Source organism: Leifsonia sp. 563 (genome assembly GCF_040545055.1).
Taxonomy (GTDB): domain Bacteria; phylum Actinomycetota; class Actinomycetes; order Actinomycetales; family Microbacteriaceae; genus Leifsonia.
In genome coordinates, this window is sequence record NZ_JBEPLE010000003.1 from 152,704 (window position 1) to 171,387 (window position 18,684).

General features: G+C 71.1%; 22 protein-coding genes. 15 read left to right on the forward strand and 7 right to left on the reverse strand.

Annotated features, from left to right (window positions below; genetic code table 11):
• The first annotated feature begins 8 nt into the window (after window positions 1–8).
• From ABIC47_RS11160 to ABIC47_RS11175, 4 genes are all read left to right on the forward strand, one after another.
• A complete protein-coding gene (locus ABIC47_RS11160; protein ID WP_354480399.1) occupies window positions 9–563 on the forward strand; it encodes a MarR family winged helix-turn-helix transcriptional regulator in 555 nt (184 codons plus the stop codon).
• 111 nt (window positions 564–674) lie between these two features.
• The gene (locus ABIC47_RS11165) at window positions 675–1,073 is read left to right on the forward strand and encodes a MarR family winged helix-turn-helix transcriptional regulator (RefSeq protein ID WP_354480402.1); all 399 of its coding nucleotides are present in this window, start codon (window positions 675–677) and stop codon (window positions 1,071–1,073) included.
• Between the two features lie 90 nt (window positions 1,074–1,163).
• A complete protein-coding gene (locus tag ABIC47_RS11170) occupies window positions 1,164–1,337 on the forward strand; it encodes a CsbD family protein (RefSeq protein WP_018189266.1) in 174 nt (57 codons plus the stop codon).
• Window positions 1,338–1,456: 119 nt separating this feature from the next.
• Window positions 1,457–1,774 (forward strand): hypothetical protein, encoded by a 318-nt coding sequence (locus ABIC47_RS11175; RefSeq protein WP_354480404.1) that lies wholly within the window; start codon window positions 1,457–1,459, stop codon window positions 1,772–1,774.
• On the opposite strand, the gene ABIC47_RS11180 is transcribed toward ABIC47_RS11175, so the two are convergent.
• Window positions 1,747–2,697, reverse strand: a complete 951-nt coding sequence (locus ABIC47_RS11180) for a helix-turn-helix domain-containing protein (RefSeq protein ID WP_089879847.1) — start codon at window positions 2,695–2,697, stop codon at window positions 1,747–1,749. The two genes, ABIC47_RS11175 and ABIC47_RS11180, sit on opposite strands and share 28 nt — an antisense overlap.
• An 85-nt stretch (window positions 2,698–2,782) precedes the next feature.
• Here ABIC47_RS11180 and ABIC47_RS11185 point away from each other — a divergent pair, with 85 nt between their 5' ends.
• Complete coding sequence (locus tag ABIC47_RS11185) at window positions 2,783–2,998, forward strand: hypothetical protein (protein WP_231918967.1); 216 nt, start codon at window positions 2,783–2,785, stop codon at window positions 2,996–2,998.
• Window positions 2,999–3,050: 52 nt separating this feature from the next.
• Here the strand turns inward: ABIC47_RS11185 and ABIC47_RS11190 are convergent, their stop codons facing one another.
• Window positions 3,051–4,172 carry a LacI family DNA-binding transcriptional regulator gene (locus tag ABIC47_RS11190; RefSeq protein WP_354480408.1) on the reverse strand — a complete coding sequence of 374 codons (1,122 nt, stop codon included), beginning with the start codon at window positions 4,170–4,172 and terminating at the stop codon, window positions 3,051–3,053.
• Window positions 4,173–4,362: 190 nt separating this feature from the next.
• Between ABIC47_RS11190 and ABIC47_RS11195 the strand changes: the two genes are divergently transcribed.
• From ABIC47_RS11195 to ABIC47_RS11225, 7 genes are all read left to right on the forward strand, one after another.
• Window positions 4,363–5,229: an ABC transporter substrate-binding protein gene (locus ABIC47_RS11195; RefSeq protein WP_018189271.1), complete on the forward strand. Its 867-nt coding sequence runs from the start codon at window positions 4,363–4,365 to the stop codon at window positions 5,227–5,229.
• An 18-nt stretch (window positions 5,230–5,247) separates the two neighbouring features.
• Window positions 5,248–6,036 (forward strand): amino acid ABC transporter permease, encoded by a 789-nt coding sequence (locus ABIC47_RS11200; RefSeq protein ID WP_020075997.1) that lies wholly within the window; start codon window positions 5,248–5,250, stop codon window positions 6,034–6,036.
• Window positions 6,033–6,803, forward strand: a complete 771-nt coding sequence (locus tag ABIC47_RS11205; RefSeq protein WP_354480412.1) for an amino acid ABC transporter ATP-binding protein — start codon at window positions 6,033–6,035, stop codon at window positions 6,801–6,803. Before ABIC47_RS11200 ends, ABIC47_RS11205 begins: the two co-directional genes overlap by 4 nt.
• Window positions 6,800–7,804 carry a Gfo/Idh/MocA family protein gene (locus ABIC47_RS11210; RefSeq protein ID WP_354480414.1) on the forward strand — a complete coding sequence of 335 codons (1,005 nt, stop codon included), beginning with the start codon at window positions 6,800–6,802 and terminating at the stop codon, window positions 7,802–7,804. The genes ABIC47_RS11205 and ABIC47_RS11210 overlap by 4 nt, the downstream gene beginning before the upstream one ends.
• Before the next feature lie 5 nt (window positions 7,805–7,809).
• The gene (locus ABIC47_RS11215) at window positions 7,810–8,940 is read left to right on the forward strand and encodes an NAD(P)/FAD-dependent oxidoreductase (protein ID WP_354480417.1); all 1,131 of its coding nucleotides are present in this window, start codon (window positions 7,810–7,812) and stop codon (window positions 8,938–8,940) included.
• 130 nt (window positions 8,941–9,070) lie between these two features.
• On the forward strand, window positions 9,071–9,700 hold the full coding sequence (locus ABIC47_RS11220; protein WP_354480420.1) for an HAD-IA family hydrolase: 630 nt from the start codon (window positions 9,071–9,073) through the stop codon (window positions 9,698–9,700).
• A 47-nt stretch (window positions 9,701–9,747) separates the two neighbouring features.
• Entirely contained in the window at window positions 9,748–10,626 is an 879-nt protein-coding gene (locus ABIC47_RS11225; protein ID WP_354480423.1) for an alpha/beta fold hydrolase, read from the forward strand.
• A 7-nt stretch (window positions 10,627–10,633) separates the two neighbouring features.
• On the opposite strand, the gene ABIC47_RS11230 is transcribed toward ABIC47_RS11225, so the two are convergent.
• Window positions 10,634–11,080: a hypothetical protein gene (locus ABIC47_RS11230; protein WP_354480426.1), complete on the reverse strand. Its 447-nt coding sequence runs from the start codon at window positions 11,078–11,080 to the stop codon at window positions 10,634–10,636.
• A gap of 2 nt (window positions 11,081–11,082) precedes the next feature.
• Window positions 11,083–12,108: a glycoside hydrolase family 6 protein gene (locus ABIC47_RS11235; protein ID WP_354480428.1), complete on the reverse strand. Its 1,026-nt coding sequence runs from the start codon at window positions 12,106–12,108 to the stop codon at window positions 11,083–11,085.
• 225 nt (window positions 12,109–12,333) lie between these two features.
• Between ABIC47_RS11235 and ABIC47_RS11240 the strand changes: the two genes are divergently transcribed.
• A complete protein-coding gene (locus ABIC47_RS11240) occupies window positions 12,334–12,807 on the forward strand; it encodes a hypothetical protein (protein WP_354480431.1) in 474 nt (157 codons plus the stop codon).
• Window positions 12,808–12,829: 22 nt separating this feature from the next.
• Here the strand turns inward: ABIC47_RS11240 and ABIC47_RS11245 are convergent, their stop codons facing one another.
• The gene (locus tag ABIC47_RS11245; protein ID WP_020075990.1) at window positions 12,830–13,390 is read right to left on the reverse strand and encodes an ATP-dependent Clp protease proteolytic subunit; all 561 of its coding nucleotides are present in this window, start codon (window positions 13,388–13,390) and stop codon (window positions 12,830–12,832) included.
• A gap of 160 nt (window positions 13,391–13,550) precedes the next feature.
• On the opposite strand from ABIC47_RS11245, the gene ABIC47_RS11250 reads away from it, so the two are divergent.
• Window positions 13,551–14,228, forward strand: a complete 678-nt coding sequence (locus ABIC47_RS11250) for an IclR family transcriptional regulator (protein ID WP_269457367.1) — start codon at window positions 13,551–13,553, stop codon at window positions 14,226–14,228.
• 94 nt (window positions 14,229–14,322) lie between these two features.
• On the opposite strand, the gene ABIC47_RS11255 is transcribed toward ABIC47_RS11250, so the two are convergent.
• Together ABIC47_RS11255 and ABIC47_RS11260 are read right to left on the reverse strand one after the other, a co-directional pair.
• Window positions 14,323–15,228 (reverse strand): MBL fold metallo-hydrolase, encoded by a 906-nt coding sequence (locus tag ABIC47_RS11255; protein ID WP_354480434.1) that lies wholly within the window; start codon window positions 15,226–15,228, stop codon window positions 14,323–14,325.
• Window positions 15,229–15,264: 36 nt separating this feature from the next.
• Window positions 15,265–17,157 carry an FAD-binding monooxygenase gene (locus ABIC47_RS11260; RefSeq protein WP_354480436.1) on the reverse strand — a complete coding sequence of 631 codons (1,893 nt, stop codon included), beginning with the start codon at window positions 17,155–17,157 and terminating at the stop codon, window positions 15,265–15,267.
• Window positions 17,158–17,306: 149 nt separating this feature from the next.
• Here ABIC47_RS11260 and ABIC47_RS11265 point away from each other — a divergent pair, with 149 nt between their 5' ends.
• Complete coding sequence (locus ABIC47_RS11265; RefSeq protein ID WP_354480438.1) at window positions 17,307–18,680, forward strand: O-acetylhomoserine aminocarboxypropyltransferase/cysteine synthase family protein; 1,374 nt, start codon at window positions 17,307–17,309, stop codon at window positions 18,678–18,680.
• Window positions 18,681–18,684 lie beyond the last annotated feature (4 nt).

Genomic DNA, 18,684 nt, shown 5'->3' on the forward strand with positions numbered 1-18,684 from the left:
TTAAGGGCATGACGTCCGAGACCCAGGGATCGGCGCACTACTGGTACGAGGAGCGCGCGGGCCAGCGCACTCCCGGCATCGAGGTGCTCGAGGCGATGCGCGCCTACGGCGTCGCCGAGTCGGCCATGCGCCGACGCTCCGAGGGCGTGCTGCGCATGAGCGAGAACGACGTCTCCGCGATGCGCTACCTGCTCCGCGCGCAGGAGGCCGGCCGCACGGTCGGTCCGAAGGAGCTGGCCGAGTACCTCGGCATCCAGAGCTCGTCGGTGACCGCCCTGCTCGATCGGCTGGAGCGCGCCGGCCACATCCAGCGCCAGTCGAGTCCCTTCGATCGGCGCGCTCTGATCGTCGTCCCGACCGTTCCGGAGGACGAACTGCAGCGGGCGATCCTCGGCGACATGCGCCAGGAGCTGGTCGACGTGGCGGCATCCCTCGACCCGGAAGACGCTGCGGTCGTCATCGACTTCCTGCAGAGGATGCGCGAGGCGGTCGACCACATCGACGCGGCGGAAGCGGCGGGTACACCGAACCGGTCCGGCGACCGCACGCGCAGCAGCACGTAAAATCGGACCATCGAAGCACAGACCGGCGGGCGGTACTGGTACGACCGTGCGGACCCGCATACCGTTGACGTCCTGAATGCGCTGCGCGACTACCGCGCCGCCGAGCAGGCGATGCGTCGCCGTACCCGCGAGTCCATGCGGATGGGCGAGAACGATCTGCGCGCTCTGCGGTTCCTGCTCAAGCGGCAGAACGAGGGGGTCCCGGCGACCCCCGCCGAGCTCGGTGCTCTCCTCAAGCTGAAGTCGTCGTCGGTCACCGTCATGCTCGACCGCCTGACCGTGGCCGGCTGGGTCACCCGGCAGCCGCATCCTGTCGACCGGCGCAGCCTGGTGATCGTCGCAACGCCCGGAGCCGACGAAGAGGTGCGGCACACCCTGGACGCGATGCACCGCCGGATGCTCGAGGCCGCCTCGGAGCTGGACGAGCGCCAGGCGGAGATCGTGAAGAGTTTCCTCGGCCGGATGTCCTCCGCGCTCGAAGACCTGGACCGCGGCGACAGCCCCTCCTGAGCGTCACGTGAGAGGTCGCTCCGCGGGGGTAGACCCGCCTCTGCAACGGTGGGAGCGTCGATGACGAAACGGACCACGAAAGGGGACGTCATGGGACTGGACGACAAGATCGAGAACGCCGGAGAGAAGCTGGGCGGAAACGCCAAGGAGGCCACGGGTAAGGCCACCGGCGACGAGCGTCTCGAGGCCGAAGGCAAGGGCGACCAGATCAAGGCCGACGTCAAGCAGGCCGGCGAGAAGATCAAGGACGCCTTCAAGCACTGACCCTCAGACGACCACGAGGCCCCCGACCCGGATTCCGGTCGGGGGCTTCGTCGTGTTCACCGGCATGTCGAACGGATGTTGCCTATCGTTCACCCGGTCCGCGGAGTAGTTTCCGGTGCATGGGAGACCGGACGGATCGCGCCAGGGCGGCGCGGAGGGCGGGGATCGGCGCATTGCTGGCGCTCCTCACCCTGGTCGCGACGATCGCGCTCGCCGTCGCCATCCCGACGCAGGGGGAGAACCCGCGTGCCTGGGGCGTGATCGTGTGCGGGCTGGTCACTGTCGGCCTGTGCAGCGACTTCGCCCTCCGCAACCGGCGGCTGCTGCGGCACTACCGTGGCGACGATCTGGTGCCGCCGCACCATCCGGTTTCGCGGGATGCGGACGCGCGGCGCCACGTGCCGGCACGTCAGGCGCGCGCGAAGGCCGCCCGGTAGCGCGTCGGGGGCACGCCGACCTCGGCGTCGAAGTGGTGGCGCAGGAGGGTGGCACTGCCGAAACCGCACTGGCGCGCCACCTCGTCGATGGGCAGGTCGGTGGTCTCCAGCAGCAGCCGGGCGTGCAGGATGCGCTGGGTGGTGAGCCACTGCATCGGGGGCACGCCGGTCTCCGCGACGAAGCGACGCGAGAAGCTGCGGGTCGACATGTGCGTCCGCTCGGCGAGACTGCCGACGGTGTGGGTCTCGTCGAGGCGCTCGGTGAGGTAGTCGATGAGCTCGCTGAAGGTGTCGTCCTCGCAGTCGCTGACCGGCTTGTCGATGTACTGGCGCTGGCCGCCGTCGCGCTGCGGCGGCACGACCATGTTGCGCGCGATCGTGTTCGCGACGGCGCTGCCGAGCTCGCGGCGGACGAGGTGGAGGCTGGCGTCGATGCCGGCCGAGGTGCCCGCGCTGGTGATGATGCGGCCGTCGTCGACGAATAACACGTCCGGGTCGACGCGGGCCTCCGGGAAGCGGCGCTGCAGCTGGTCGGAGTAGCGCCAGTGCGTGGTGCAGTCGTGCCCGTCGAGCAGGCCGGCGGCGCCGAGGGCGAACGCACCGGAGCAGACGCTGAGCAGGATCGCGCCACGGTCGTATGCCCGGCGGAGCGCATCCAGGAACTCTTCCGGATACTCGTCGCGGATGGTGGCGGCGGGGACGGCGATAAGGTCGGCGTCGTCCATCGCCTCGAGGCCGTAGGGGGCGGTGACGCTGACGCCGACCGGGCTGACGACGGGAGTGCCGGGGGTGATGGAGCAGACGCGGAAGTCGAACGGCTCGAGCCCGGCATAACTGCGGTCGAGGCCGAAGACCTCGCAGACGACCCCGAACTCGAACATGGCGAACTCGTCGATGAGGGGAACCGCGACCGATCGGATCATGCCGTCAGTGTAATGGCCGTATCTTTGCGAAGATAGACCTGAAGCCATCTCGTGTCCGAATCTTTACGTCCGTAACGTGAAGGTCATGGCGAACACGACATGGACACAGGGGATGGAACACAGCTGGGTCGCGCGTCCGGCCCGGACGAACGGCGGAGAACCGCCGCGCCGGCGCCGGTTCGTGCTCAGCGACTGGCTGCCCGCGGCGATCCTCGCGCGCGGCGGACACGTGAACCGCGAGAGCGAGCGGGCGCTCGGCGACCTGCGGGCGATCCAGGCGGCGCGCGAGACGGGTCGCTGACGTCGGCCCAGCCGCATGCAGGGGGGCGCAACACGCCGTTATGGCGCCGCCATTACGGCGTGTCGCGACCCACGGCATCGATGAGGGCGGCGACGGGCCGGGCAGCGGCGTGGGGCGCCGGTCCGACCGACGAGCGATGCAGCAGATCGGCGTCGAAGACGACCGCTGCGTCGTCCACCCGCTCGCCGTGGATGCGCTCCAGCGCCCGCCGGGCCGCGGCGGCGCCCAGCTCGTAGATCGGCTGCTCCACGACTGTCAGCGGCGGGGTGGTGATGCTGGTCCACTCGGGGTTGTCGAACGAGATCAGGGACAGGTCGTCCGGGATGCGCAGCCCGAGCGTCCGGATGGTCTGAAAGACCGTCATGGCGATGAGACTGTCGGACGCGATGATCGCGGTCACGGGGTCGTCGTCGTCGAGCAGCTCGCGCGCCACCACATCCACTCCACGGCGGCGGGCGTCGAGGCGGATGTTGCGCTCGGGTGACGGGATGCCGGCCGCGGTGAGCGTCTCGAGCACGCCGGCGACGCGGTCGGCGACGCTGGACATGGTGATGCGATCGCCGGGCGTGTAGTGCGACGCCGGGTGGTCGTGCGTCGAGATGAAGGCGATGCGGCGATGCCCCTCGGCGAGGAGTTCGGCGGTGGCTCGTGCGGCGGCTGACCGGTTGTCGACCGTGACCGAGTCGTAGGGCTCACCGTCGGCCCGGCGATCGAGCAGGACGAGGGGCCGGCCGGCGGCGCCGACAGCGGCCAGATGGGCAACCCGAGCCGAGGATGCGGGGGCCACGATGAGGGCGTCGACCTGCTTGTCCAGCAGGACGTCGACGGCCGCTTCCTCCGCATCCACGTCCTCGTCGGAATTGGTGAGGATGACGTCGTAACCGGCTTTGCTGGCGACGTCGGAGATGCCGCGCATGGCGTGCGCGAAGAACGGGTTCTCGATGTCGCCGACGACCACGCCGATCGTGTTCGAGCGGCCGGTGTTCATGGAGCGGGCCAGTGCGTTCGGGCGGTAGTTGAGTTCCTCCGCCGCGGCCAGCACGCGCGAGCGGACGGCGTCGCTGACCTGCCCGTAATCGCCCAGGGCGCGGGCGGCCGTCGCCTTGGACACCTTGGCCGCACGGGCGATGTCGGCGACCGTGACGGCGCGCCGGGATGCGGGGCGTGGGGACATCGGTGCCGCCTTCCTCCTGCGAACTCCGAGTGTTGACGAACGCGGGAAACGTGATGTAGCGTCCCAGAAAACCAACTGAGACCGGTCTCAGCGTAATCGCCAGAGACCGGTCTCAGCAACCCGCACCGATCGACGAGGATCACACGTCCCGTTTCTCGCCGACCATCCCCCAGACGATTGGACCCCCGCAGTGAAACGACGCACCATCCTCCGGCCGGCCGGGCTGTTGGCCGCCGCGGCAACCGCCGCCCTGGTCCTGGCTGCCTGCAGCGCCGGCGGCGCCTCCGGCTCCGCGACGAAGGACAACCCCTACGGCCTCATCGAGGCGGGCACGGTTCGGGTCGCCAGCCTCGGTGACGCCAAGCCGTACACCTTCACCGATGCCAAGGGCGACTTCACCGGCTTCGATGTCGAACTGTTCACCGACGTCGCCAAGCGCGCCGGCCTCGGCAAGGCCGTGTTCACGGGCCAGGACTTCTCCGGCCTGCTCGCCGCCGTCGCGAACCACCAGTTCGATGTCGGCGTCGCCGCCATCGGCATCACGGACGAGCGCAAGAAGACGGTCGACTTCTCCGACGGCTACCTGGCGGGTTACCTCACCGTGCTCACCACGAAGGCCAGCGGCATCGACTCCGCGAAGGACCTCGCCGGAAAGCGCCTCGGCGTCGTCCAGGGCACCCTGCAGGAGGCGTACGCCGTCAAGAACTTCCCCAAGGCGAGCCTCGTGCGCTTCCCCGACAACAACGCGGCCGTCTCCGCGGTCAACAGCGGATCGGTGGATGCGCACTTCCTCGACTACGAGGCGGCCAAGAGCTACGTCGCCCAGTACCCGACGTTGAAGGACGCGGAGGACATCCCCTCGTTCGACGCCCCCGCCGGCTTCGCCATCGCGAAGGGCAACCCCGCCCTGAAGAACGCGCTGAACAAGGCGCTCCACGAGGCGATGGAGGACGGCACCTGGAAGAAGCTCTACCAGAAGTGGTTCCCTGGGTCCCCGATGCCGACCCAGTACCTGCCGAAGGCGGAGCAGACCTCGACGCCCACCCCGTCGAAGTAGGAGCTCAGGGAGATCCCCATGGACTGGCTGACCACCATCACGCACACCTTCTTCGACATCCCGTCGATGCTGCAGGTCTTCCCGCAGCTCCTCGGTGTCGGACTCGTCAACACGCTGATCATCTCGATCGCGGCGACCGTCATCGGCGTCGTGCTCGGCATGGTGGTCGCCGTCATGGGGATCTCCACCTCGCGCTGGCTCCGCATCCCCGCCCGCATCTACACGGATGTGTTCCGCGGACTCCCGGCGATCCTCACCATCCTGCTCATCGGCCAGGGCTTCGCGCGGTTCTCGCAGTCGATCTTCGGGCCGTCCCCGTACCCGCTGGGCATCCTGGCGCTGTCGCTGATCGCCGCCGCGTACATCGGCGAGATCTTCCGCGCCGGCATCCAGAGCGTCGACCGCGGGCAGCTCGAGGCCTGCCGGGCGCTCGGCCTCAGCTACGCCAAGGCGATGGCACTGGTGGTCGTGCCGCAGGGCATCCGCCGGGTGCTCCCCGCGCTCGTGAACCAGTTCATCGCCATCGTGAAGGACTCCAGCCTCGTGTACTTCCTCGGGCTGCTGGTGGGCGAGCGGGAGCTGTTCCGCGTCGGCCAGGATGCCGCGGTTCTCACCGGCAACCTGTCTCCGCTCGTGCTCGCCGGACTGTTCTACCTGGTGATCACCGTGCCGCTGACGCACCTCGTCAACTACTTCGACAACCGGTTCCGCACCGGACGACGCAAGCCGGCCCCGCCGAAGAGCGGACTGGACGAGCTGGACGAGGTCCAGCCGCCGGCGCCGATCACCCTCGGGAGCAACACATGACGTACACCTCTCCGCTTCCCGCGCAGCAGACGCCGGACTTCCGCGGCTCCGCGCTCGACCTCGTCGACCTGACGATGGCGTACGGCGACATCGACGTGCTCCGCGGCGTCAGCATCTCCGTCGCACCCGGCACGACCACCTGCGTCATCGGCCCCTCGGGCTCGGGCAAGTCGACGATGCTCCGCGGCATCAACCGGCTGCACGAGCCGAAGGGCGGGGATGTGCGCCTCGACGGCGCGAGCATCCTCGGGACGAAGCCGGATGTGCTCCGCCGCCGCATCGGCCTGGTGTTCCAGCACTTCAACCTGTTCCCCGACCACACCGCGCTGCAGAACGTCATGCTGGCTCTGCGGTCGGTGAAGCGGATGCCCAAGGCGGAAGCGCAGCGGATCGCCGAGGAGCGCCTCGTCGAGGTCGGGCTCGGCGAGCGGATGGACCACCGCCCCCGTGACCTGTCCGGCGGCCAGCAGCAGCGCGTCGCCATCGCCCGTGCGCTCGCCATGGAGCCCGAGGTCATGCTGTTCGACGAGGTCACCAGCGCGCTCGACCCGGAGCTCGTGAAGGGCGTGCTGAACCTGATGGCCGACCTGGGTCGCCGCGGCATGACCATGGTCGTCGTCACCCACGAGATGAACTTCGCCCGCAAGGTCGCCGACCAGGTCGTGTTCATGGACGAGGGTCGGGTCGTGGAGGCGGGACGACCGGACGATCTGTTCGACCGGCCGCAGAGCCCGCGCCTGCAGCGTTTCCTCTCGGAGGTGCTGTGATCCGCGTCGGCCTGATCGGCTACGGCGTCGCCGGGCGGGTCTTCCATGCGCCGTTCCTCGCGGCGGACCCCGCGTTCGAGCTCGCCGCGGTCGTCACCTCGCGGACGGACCGGCTGGCCGCCGACCATCCGGGCGCGACGGCGGTGCCGGACGTGGATGCGCTGCTCGCGCATCCCGGGCTCGGCCTGGTGGTCGTCGCCTCGCCGACCCCGCTGCACGTCGCCCACGCGACAGCCGCCATCGAGGCAGGTCTGGCGACGGTCGTCGACAAGCCGTTCGCGCCGGACACGGCGGCCGGCCGCGCCCTGATCGAGCGTGCTGAAGCGGCGGGCGTGCCGTTCACCGTCTTCCAGAACCGCCGGTGGGACGGCGACTTCCTCACCCTGCGGCGCCTCGTGGACGAGGGAGCGCTCGGCGAGGTCCGCCGCTTCGAGTCCCGGTTCGAGTGGTGGAAGCCCGCGGCCGACGAGTCGTGGAAGTCGACCACGTCCGTGCAGGAGGGCGGCGGCATCCTCTTCGACCTCGGCGCGCACCTCATCGACCAGGCCCTGCTGCTGTTCGGCCCCGCCCGGGTGGCGAACGCCGAGCTGCGCAACAGACGAAGCGCGGGGGCCGACGACGACGTCTTCGTCGTCCTCGAGCACGACGCCGGCACCACCAGCCACCTCTGGATGAGCGCCGTCGCGCCGATCGCCGGGCCGCGGTTCCGGGTGCTCGGCTCACGCTCCGGCTTCGTCTCCTGGGGCCTCGACCCGCAGGAGTCGCAGCTCGCAGGCGGCACCCTCCCCGGGGATCCGCGGCTCGGGCAGGCGTCCGCGCCGGGGCGTCTCGGCACGGACGCGCATCCCGACGAGATCCCTCTCGTGCCCGGCGACTACGCCGCCTTCTACCGCGGGCTCGCCTCGGCGCTCCAGGACGGAACACCGCTTCCGGTGGACCCGCGGGAGAGCCTGGCGGCCCTCGAACTGATCGACACCATCCACACGCTGAACCGAAAGTGAGCACCATGACCGCACCATCCACCCGCACCCGCGTCGTCGTCATCGGCGGCGGCATCCTCGGCGTCTCGACCGCGACCCAGCTGGTCCGCTCCGGCGCCCAGGTGACGCTGCTCACGGAGGCGGAGCTCGCCAGCGGCGCAAGCGGACGCTCGCTGTCCTGGCTCAACACGGCCGGCCTGCGCTCGCCGGAGTACCATGCGCTGCGCCAGCTCGGGATCGACCGCTACCGCACCCTCGCGGCCCGCGCCGACGTCGCGGAGTTCCTTCGCTTCGACGGGGGACTGACCTGGGCGCCGGAGGGCGAGTCGTTCGCGCACATCCTGGAGCACGAGCGTGCCATCGGCTACGACGCCCAGTGGCTCAGCGCCGACGACATCGCCGAGTGGGCCCCCGGGGTCGACCCGGCGGCCATCGCCACCGAGGGCGCCATCTTCAACCCGGGCGAGGGCTGGGTCGACCTGCCGTCGCTCATCGCGTACCTCGCGGCGGAGTTCACGTCGCGCGGCGGAACACTGATCACCAACGCCGGACACGTCGAGGTCGTGGTGGAGGACGGCCGCGCCGTCGGTGCGGTCACCCCCGACGGCCGTCGCTTCGACGCCGACGCCGTGCTGCTCGCGACCGGCCCCGGCGTCCCCGCCCAGGTGGCCGAGCACGGCGTGACGATCGAGGACGGCAGCCCCGAGGCGCTCCTCGTCTGGACCAAGCCGGTGCAGACCGGGCTCACGGCCGTGCTGAATACGCCCAACGTCGCCGTCCGTCCGACCCCGACCGGCGCCCTCGCCCTCGACTCGGCCTGGTCGGAGGAGGCGCTGATCGTCGGAGACGACGGCTCCGTGACCGTGCCGGACGGCATCGTCGACCGCCTGCTGGAGGAGGCGTCGCGCGTGCTCGACGGCCATCCGACGCTGGAGCTCGACGGCTTCGGCATCGGCGGCAAGCCCATCCCCGGCGACGGCGAGCCCGTGCTCGGCGAGCTGGAGCAGATCGACGGCTACTTCGTGGCCTTCACTCACAGCGGCGCGACGCTCGGGCTGATCGCGGGCGAACTCCTCGCCCGCGAGATCCTGACCGGCGAGAAGTCGCCGCTCCTCGACACGTTCCGCCCCGCGCGCTTCTCAGCCGCCCTGGTGTGAACGTCGCGGAGGGGGTCCGCCGCTCCGGCGGCACCGTGGGATGGGCCCCCTCCGCCCCTGTCGTCGCGCCTCTCGTCGCCCTTCTCGTCTGGCTGGGGGCGCATCCCCTGCCGTCTCCTAAGCTCGGAGCGTGGATGAGATCTCGGCGGCCGGCTTCCTGTTCGACATGGATGGGACGCTCGTCGACTCGACGGCGGTGGTCGAATCCGTCTGGACGGCCTTCGCCGACCGGCACGGGCTGGATGCGTCGGCACTGCTCGCGTACGCCCACGGCCGGCAGGCGGTCGACACGGTCGCGCATTTCCTCCCCGCACTGACCGACGACGAGCGGGCCGGCCTGGTCGGCGGGCTCGTCGCAGAAGAGGTCACCCGCACCGACGGCATCGTCGAGATCCCGGGTGCGGTCGCTCTGCTCCGCCGTCTCGTGGCCGACGGAGTGCCGGTCGCCGTGGTGACCAGCGCGCCGCGCGAGCTGGCCGTCGGCCGACTCCGCGCCGCCGGAGTCCCCGTGCCCGACGTTCTCGTCGCCGCGGAGGACGTCACCCGCGGCAAGCCGGATCCCGAGGGCTACCTCCGCGCCGCCGAGCAGCTCGGCGTCCCGATCGGCGACTGTGTCGTGTTCGAGGACGCGGAGGCCGGTATCGCCGCCGCCGTGGCGTCCGGCGCTCGCGTCGTCGTTGTGGGGTCGCACGAATCCGCGGCTACCGCGGGTCTCGACCGGCTCAACGACTACGCCGGATTCCGGGCCGCGCTGCGCTGACAGGTACTGCATTGCGCGAGGCCGCCTGAGGCGAGCAGGATCGCGCCATGAGCACCAAGAGCGTGCCGCGGCGCCTCCCGCGCCGACCGGCGTCGAGCCTCTCCGAGCGATGGACGGTCGTCGACGGGGTCGACGTGTTCTACCGCGAATCGCCGAACCCTCCGGACGCCCCGGCGATGATGCACGTGCACGGCTTCGGCCTGTCCGGCCGGTACCTGCTGCCCACCGCCGAGCGGCTCGCGAACGAGTTCCACACCCTCGTCCCCGACCTGCCCGGCTTCGGCCGGAGCGGCAAGGTGCCGCAGGGTCTCGACATCCCGGACCTCGCGCGCGACGCAGCGCGGTTCCTCGACGACCGCGGCATCGAGACGGTCACCCTCGTCGGCAACTCCATGGGCTGCCCGGTCATCCTCGAGTTCGCGCACCACTATCCCGAGCGCATCGAGCGCGCCATCCTGGTCTCGCCGGCGGGAGGCGTCTACAACAGGCCGCTGCGTCGGGCCATCGGCCAGCTGACCCGGGACGGAGGGCGTGAGCCGCCCCGGATGATGCGGGTGGCGACGCCGGACTACCTCCGCTTCGGGGTTCCGAGCACGTTCAAGATGTTCAGCGCCCTCACGTCGTACCCGTCGCTGGAGCGGCTGCTGGAGCTGCGCATCCCGACCCTCGTCGTGATCGGCGACCGCGACCCGCTGCTGCCCGGCCCGGACCGGGTGCGGGAGATCGCGTCGGCGACGGACAACCACGTGCTGGTGGTGCGGATCGAGGGAGCGGCGCACGCGATCAACTTCAGCCATCCCGGCGAGCTGGCCCACATCATCCGGCTGTTCATGGCCGACCAGCCGATCGTCGACGACCCCGATTCGCCCGGGCACGCGAGCCTGTACGAGATCCACCGCGGGCGTCACCTGCCGTCGACGGAGTAGCGGCGGCTCAGGAGCGCTGGAAGGATGCGGCGCCCGCGCAGAGCCGCGCCCGCACCCAGCCGCCGGTGTCGCTCAGCGGCAGTTCGCCCGAGCGGACGGACCGCACGAAGTCGAGCGCGAGGTCCGTGAGGCGGCCGTCGGCGGTGTCGGGCGCGTCTCGTCCGACGTGGATGGACAGCCAGCGGGCCGGACCCGGCCCCACGCGGGCGGCGACCGAGACGATCCCGGCGAAGTGGCGCGCCTGGCCCTCCGTCCCGTCGTCCACGTGCCGGCGGAAGCCGCGGCCGCGGATGCGGTTGGAGCCGCCGCGCCCGGCGTCGAGGAACCAGAATGGACCGCGCCGGACCCCCGCGACCTCGTGGCCGAGGTCGCGAAGGAACCGCCCCGGCGACAGGGGTGGAGTCCGCGTGGCGAGGCGGTCGCAGGCAGCGGCGAGGTGCTCGCAGGCGCTCACGGTCACTTGTCGCGGCCGTTCACGAGCGCTTCCGCTCCGGCCTGCCACCAGACGCCCGCGGCCGGACCGCCGTTGCAACTGCCGTCGCTGACGCCGGGATGCTTCACCCAGAGCAGCGCATCCAGCTTGCCGTCGCTTCCTTCCGTCACCTTCGGGTCCTGCCCGAGAGCGGCGCCCGGCGGATTGCACCAGGTGCCCGTCCAGCCGTTGCCGTTGCGCGAGACGTCGATCACGTAGTGCTTCCAGCCGACCTTCGACGAGAGGCGGCCCGCGTAGTCGCGTTCGCGCTGCGTCGTGTCGAAGTTCGAGACATTGGTGAAGAAGCCGTGCGCCTCCTCGATGTTCGCGCGCTTCAGCCACGCGGCCTGGTCGTCCGGCGACAGCCAGCGGGCGTTCCCGCCGTCGAGGTAGGTGGCGACGCCCGCCCCCTCGAGGATGCTCACCGACGAGCGCAGCAGCGGAAGACGGACCTCCGCCGACCCCGCGCACTTCTCGGACGACAGCATGGCCAGCGAGTCGGGCTCCAGCAGCACGACCGCGCCACTGCCCTGGAGGGTGGATGCCATGGTGCGGATCCACGGCAGGTACTGGTCGGCGGCGAGGCCGCCCTTCGAGTATCCGCCGCAGTCGCGGTTCGGGATGCCGTAGGCGACGAAGACCGGGGTGGCCTTCTGCGCTCGGGCGTCCGTGATGTCGTTGCGGAGCTCGGTCACCAGCCGGTCACCTTGGAACCACTCGCCCAGCCAGACCGCCGTCGGTACCGCGGCGATCTGATCGGCGACGGCCGCACCGGCGGTGTCCCCGAGGGCGAGCAGGCGCTTCTGCGCAGCGGCGGCCTCGGTGTTCGGATCGAGATAGAGCCGCGGCGACGCGAACGCCGGCGCCTGCCGGTCGGTGGTCGGGGGAGGGCTGGAGGGTGCGCTCGCCGCCGGGGCGGGCGTGGCGGCTTTGAGGCCCACGCCGACGGCCGCGGCGACCGCTATGAGGGCGAGCGCCCCCACGACTGCTGCGACGACCGGTTTCCGCATCCGCTCCCCTTCCGCGCACTCCCGGAAGTCCACACCCTAACAGCGCCGGGTGGACCGCATCCGTGTCGCCCGGATTGGGGTACAGAGCCGTGTCCTCCAAACGACCCACAGACCGGTCTTTCTGGCTATGCTCGCGGATGTCACACCCGAGTTACTGTCTTGAGCCCCGCGGGAGCCGACCCGAAACCGGTCCGCGGGAGAACCCGAACGCGCAAAGGACGTATCGTGCACACCACCCTGCCCTACAACCATGCCCACGACCGGGCCCAACTGCTCGCCCGCCGCCACGAGCGCGACCTGCACTGGGCGAAGGAGCGCCGTCGTCAGCACGAGCGCGAGAACGCGGAGGCCCGGGCGCTGCTCGCGACGCATCCGCTGCGGCTCGCCCGCGTCACGCTGTGGACCGCCGGCACGGCGCTCGTCGTGATCGGTGCCGCCTGGGCGGTCGCCCTCGCCGTGACCGCTCCCGGGTGGCAGGCGGCGGTCGACGGCGCAGGCGCCGCGCTGGCTCTGGCGGTGCTGCTCGCCTCCGCGATCTCGCTCGGGCGTCTTCGGGCTCGTCGGGCGGCCGCACGCGCGCTGCTGCGGAGCAGGGACGCGCGCCTCTCGCACACGCAGTACCACATCCACGAGAGCGTGCACTCGTTCATCGACGCCCGGGTGGATGTGGTCAACACCCGGCAGCCCGTTTCCGCCTGACGGATCCGCGGCTGGAGGCCGGCTACGGCTTGAGCGCTGTCGTCGAGCCGACCACCTCATCCACGAAGCCGTAGTCGCGGGCCTCGTCGGCGGTGAACCAGCGGTCGCGGTCGCCGTCCTCGATGATCTGCGCCACCGGGCGTCCGGTCTGCTCGCTGGTGAGCTCGGCCATCCGCCGCTTGAAGTGCAGGATCTGCTTCGCCTGCGTCTGGATGTCGGCCGAGGTGCCGCCGAAGCCGCCGTGCGGCTGGTGCATGACCACGGAGGAGTTCGGCAGGGCGTAGCGCTTGCCGCGCTTCCCCGACGACAGCAGGAACTGGCCCATGGAGGCGGCGAAGCCCAGCGCGAGCGTGGCGACGTCGGCCTTCACGAAGTTCATGGTGTCGAAGATCGCGAACCCGGCGGTGACCGAACCGCCCGGGGAGTTGATGTAGAGGAAGATGTCGCGGTCGGGCGCGATCGAATCCAGCAGGAGCAGCTGGGCGCAGATGTCGTTGGCGACCTCGTCGGTCACCTCGCTGCCGAGGAAGACGATGCGCTCGTCGAGCAGCCGTTGCACGGGAGAGGTCTTGTCGGTGTCCATGAGCCCAGTGTGGGAGCCGCGGACCGCGGTGTCTGCGGCTTCTGCCCGTCGCGAATCTGCGCAGGGCAGACCGCGGCGGAGGCGTGTTTCTATAATCGAACACGTGCCTATCGATGATGCCGCGCAACCCTCTGGCCAGACGAGTACGCAGACGCCGCCGCTGCAGACCCTGTCGCGCGGCATCCGGATGCTCGAACTGCTCGCCGACGCGGGGGAGCCGCTCAGCATCCCGGTGATCGCGTCGCGGCTAGGGCTGCATCGCTCGATCACGTACCGCATCCTCCGCACGCTCGAGGACCACGGGCTCGTCGTGCGCGACGCGGCCGGTGCGGTGGAGCTCGGGCCGCGGATGGCGACACTCGCACGGTCGGTGTCGCGCGACCTGCAGTCGGCGGCCCTTCCGCAGCTGACGGCCGTCGCGAACGAGCTCACGATGACGGCCTTCCTCGCAGTGCTCGACCGCCACGACGTGGTCACGCTGGTGACCGTGGAGCCGTCGCACGCGCACGCCACGGTCGCCCAGCGGCCGGGCACGCGGCACCCGCTCGCTTCGGGTGCGCCGGGGATCGCCATCCAGTCCGCCCTGACCGAGGCGCAGTGGCGGGCGCTGCCGGGCGAGCATCCCCGCGACGACGCCGCACTCGCGCAGCGGCGGGGATACGCGACCAGCCACGACGAGGTGATCGCGGGTCTCGCGTCGATCGCCGTGCCGGTCGTGGCGCCCGGGCAGCCGGTGGCGGCGCTCGCCGTCGTCTACGTCGCGAACGACGTGGACGCCGCCGCGATCGGAGCGCGCCTGCGCACCGCAGCCGCCGCCATCGAGTCCGACCTCCGCTGACCCCTCCCTCCCCCCCCCGCCGAGTCCGCAAACTTTGCACGCTCGCACGGCGTTTGGTGTGCAATTTGTGCGGACTCGACGGTGGGTGAGAGCGTCAGGGGGCGACGAAGTCGCGGTGCTGGGCGGTTTGGGCGAGGGCGGAGAGCAGGGTGAAGCCGGAGAGGGAGTCCCAGCCGCCGGTCCAGGTCAGGTCGCGCGCGATCTCCCACACGGTGCCGCCGGGATGCGCGGCGACCTCCCGTGACCGGCGGAGGTGGTGCTCGCGCAGGGCGGCCGTGCGCTCCGCCAGGCCGGTGAAGGGATGCTCGTGCCCGGGCAGGGCGAGCGCGTCCAGCTCCCCGATGCGGCTGAGGCCGGCGAGGTAGTCGGCGATCGGGTTGGTGGCCGTCGGGCCGCCGAGGCCGAGACCCGAGTTGACGGTCGGCAGCACGTGGTCTCCGGTGAAGACGAGCCCGGCATCCTCGTCGTGGAGGCACAGATGGCCGGGAGTGTGCCCGGGCGTCCACAACGCGCGGAGGCGACGGCCCGGGATGTCGAGAAGGTCCCCGTCCGCGAGCACCGCGTCCGGTGCGGGCAGCCCGGCCGCGACGGGTGAGGCGACGGCCGCGAGCAGCTCCGGGCGGCGGTCGGCGGGAACGCCCCACGCGTCGAGGTCCGGCTCGGGGATCCCTCGGGTGATCGCCGCGGCGGCCTCGGCCTCGCGCGCGTGCATCATCAGGGTGGCGCCGCTCGCTGCGCGCACGGCCGCGGCGCCTCCCGCGTGGTCGGCATGGAGGTGCGTGATGACGATCGACGTGATGTCGCGCGGCGCGCGGCCCAGCGCATCCACCGCGCCCAGGAGCGCGCCGGCCGCCTCGACCGTGGGGGAGCCCGGGTCGATCACATGGAGGCGTCCACGATCGTCCTCGACGAGGTAGGCCAGGCTGTACGGCAGCCCGCCGCCCGGCATGGGGATGCGTACGGCGTGCACGCCCTCGGCGATCGTCTCGAAGCGGTCCACGACCGCCAGGCTAGACGACCGTCGGACCCTCGCGCGTCAGCCGGCCAGCTCCCGGCTGAGCAGGATCGGACGGAAGAACGCCGCCAGCTCGTCCGTGGCCGCCAGGGGCAGAACCGCCGACACGTACTGATCGGGCCGCACGACGACGATCGCACCGGCGCGGTCGATCCCGCGGTCCGCGAAGATGTCGTCGTCCGGGTCGGCGGCGTACACCTTCTCGTAGTCGATCAGGCCGAACGGCCCGACGCGCGGGAGGAAGAACTCGGGGACCGCGCCGAGGTCGACCGCCGTGTGGTCCTGCTGATAGATCACCTTGACGTCGAACCAGGCGTCCGGGTCGGCGCCGGCCGGCGTCGCGGCGAGCGGCGACTCGGGCGACGATGACAGCCAGCCGGCGAGGTCGGCCACGGCCGACGGCTCCCCGGCCCGGGCGGCGTCGGCGAAGACGTAGATGCGCCACCGGCCGTCGGCGCGCGCATGGTGGCCCAGGTGCACGGGGTTGCCGTCGCACACCCGTTCCACGGGAGCGGACTTGAAGCGCTTGCCGACCGGAAAACCGGTCGCGAGCTCCTGGTGGACCTGCTTCCCGACGATCAGCGACGGCGCGTACTGGGTCATGAACCCGGCCGGGAACTCGGCGGTGCGCACGTAGAAGTCCTCCAACTCCGACGGGCTCTCGAACTCCTCCGGCTTCTTCGCCATCAGGGTCGACCACTGCTTGTCGAAGTCGATGAGGTCTTTCGCGACGACCTGCCGCTCGGCGGAGTAGGTGGCGAGCAGGCTCTCCGGGCTGCGGCCGTCGAGCACGTGCCCGAGCTTCCAGCCGATGTTGAAGCCGTCCTGCATCGAGACGTTCATGCCCTGGCCGGCCTTCGCGCTGTGCGTGTGGCAGGCGTCGCCGGTGATGAAGACGCGCGGGGTGCGCATCCCGAGCTCCTCCGGCGGCACGTCGTCGAAGCGGTCGGTGAGCCGGTGACCGACCTCGTACACGCTGTGCCAGGCGACGTTGCGCACATCCAGCGTGTACGGGTGCAGGATGCGGTTGGCCTGCTCGATGATCTGCTCGATGGAGGTGGCCCGGATCGCCCCCTTATCTTCGGTCGAGACCTCGCCGAGGTCGACGTACATCCGGAACAGGTAGCCGCCTTCGCGGGGGATGAGCAGGATGTTGCCCGCCTCCGACTGGATCGAGCACTTGGTGCGGATGTCCGGGAAGTCGGTGACGGCCAGCGCATCCATCACACCCCAGGCGTGATTCGCCTGGTCGCCGGCGAGGTGGCAGCCGATGGCTTCTCGGACCTTGCTGCGCGCGCCGTCCGCGCCGACGACGTACTTCGCGTGCACCACGCGCTCGGCGCCCTCGTCCGTTCCGGCCGTCCGGCGCAGGGTGACGGCGACGGGATGCTCGCCCTCGCCGACCTCGAGCCGCACGAACTCGTAGCCGTAGTCGGGTGTCATCCTGGCCGGCGAGTTCGCCATCACCTCGGCGAAGTAGTCGAGCACGCGGGCCTGGTTGACGATCAGGTGGGGGAACTCGCTGACGCCGGTGGGGTCGTCGACCGGCCGCGCGGTGCGGACGATGCGGGACGGGTCGGCGGGGTCCGGCTTCCAGAACGCCATCTCGGTGATGCGGTAGGCCTCGGCGATGATCCGCTCGGCGAAGCCGAACGCCTGGAAGGTCTCGACGCTGCGGGCCTGGATGCCGTCGGCCTGCCCGATGGCGAGCCGGCCCGGGCGGCGCTCCACGATCCGTGTCGTGACGTTCGGGAACTGGGAGAGCTGGGCTGCGGCGATCATCCCGGCGGGGCCGGTGCCCACGATGAGCACATCCATCTCGTCCGGCAGCTCGGCGGGGCGGTCGATCCCGGTGCCGGCCGGCTCGTGGATGCGCGGGTCGCCGGAGACGTAGCCGTGGTGGTGGAACTGCACGGGAACCTCACTTCGTTGTAAGTCGTTCATTATGCGAACGCACCGTTCGCATATCGCGCGACCAGAGTACCGCATCCCGTAATGCCTGCACCGCGTAGCTTTGTGCAACAGAAGGCGCCGCAGCGGGGGTGGTGCCGCACCATAGGGGGATGTCGGAGTTCAGCACAGCCCAGGTGCACGCGGGAGAGACCCGCGATGCCGCCCACGGCGCCCGGGTCACACCCATCTACCTCACCGCGGGTTTCGAGTTCGACAGCTTCGCGCAGGCGGAAGGCCGCTTCGGCGGCGACGAGCCCGGATACACCTACAGCCGCTCCGGCAACCCGACGACCGCCGCCCTCGAGCGCCGCGTCGCCGCCCTGGAGCACGGCCGCGAGGCGATCGCGGTCGGCAGCGGCCAGGCCGCGCTGACGGTCGCCGTGCTCGGCCTCGTGCAGGCCGGCGACCACATCCTGTCGGCCCAGAGCGTCTACTCGGGCACCCGCGGGCTGTTCGAGAACGGCCTGCGCAGGCTCGGCGTCGAGATCGAGTTCGTCGACGACCCGACCGACCTCGCGGAATGGCGGCGGCGCATCCGGCCCACCACACGTGTGCTCTTCGGGGAGTCGATCGCGAACCCCGGCACCGAGATCCTCGACATCGCCGGCGTCGCGGACGTTGCGCACGAGAACGGCATCCCCTTCATCGTCGACAACACCCTCGCCACCCCGTACCTGCTGCGGCCGGGCGACCACGGTGCGGACATCGTCGTGCACTCCGCCAGCAAGTACCTCGGCGGCCACGGCTCCACGCTGGGCGGCCTGGTCGTCGACCAGGGCAGCTACGACTGGGCGGCCTCGCCGTTCGCGCACCTGACCGGACCCGACGACTGGCTGGACGGCGCGAGCTACGTGGCCACACACGGCGCGGCCGCCTACACGGCGTTCACCCGATCCGTCGTCGCGTCGCTCTTCGGGCCGGTGCTGTCCCCGCTGAACGCCTTCCTCATCCAGCAGGGCATCGAGACGCTCTCGCTCCGCGTGCAGCGGCAATCGGACACCGCGCTCGCCGTCGCCCGCTGGCTCGAAGCGCAGCCCGAGGTCACCGGGGTCGAGTACGCGGGCCTGCCGTCGCACCCGTCGCATCCCCTCGCCCAGCGGTACCTGCCGCGCGGTCAGGGCGCGGTCCTCGGGTTCACGCTCGCGGGCGGTGCCGCAGCGGCCGAACGGTTCTACGACGCCGTCGAGCTGTTCAGTCGCATGACGCACATCGGAGACGTTCGGTCGCTCATCCTCCACCCCGCCTCGACCACGCACGCGCACCTGCCGCGGCACGTGCGCGACGGGATCGGGATCGGCCCGGGGCTGCTGCGCCTGTCGATCGGCCTGGAGGACGCGGACGACCTGATCGCGGATCTGGCGCGAGGCATCGCGGCGGTCGCTACGGCGGACGTGGTGGTCGCCGGTGCAGCCGTCGCGGATGCGACCGTCGCGGGGGACGCAGAGCTGACATCGGCGCCGCTGAGCGCCGTGGCGGGGAGGTAGGCGA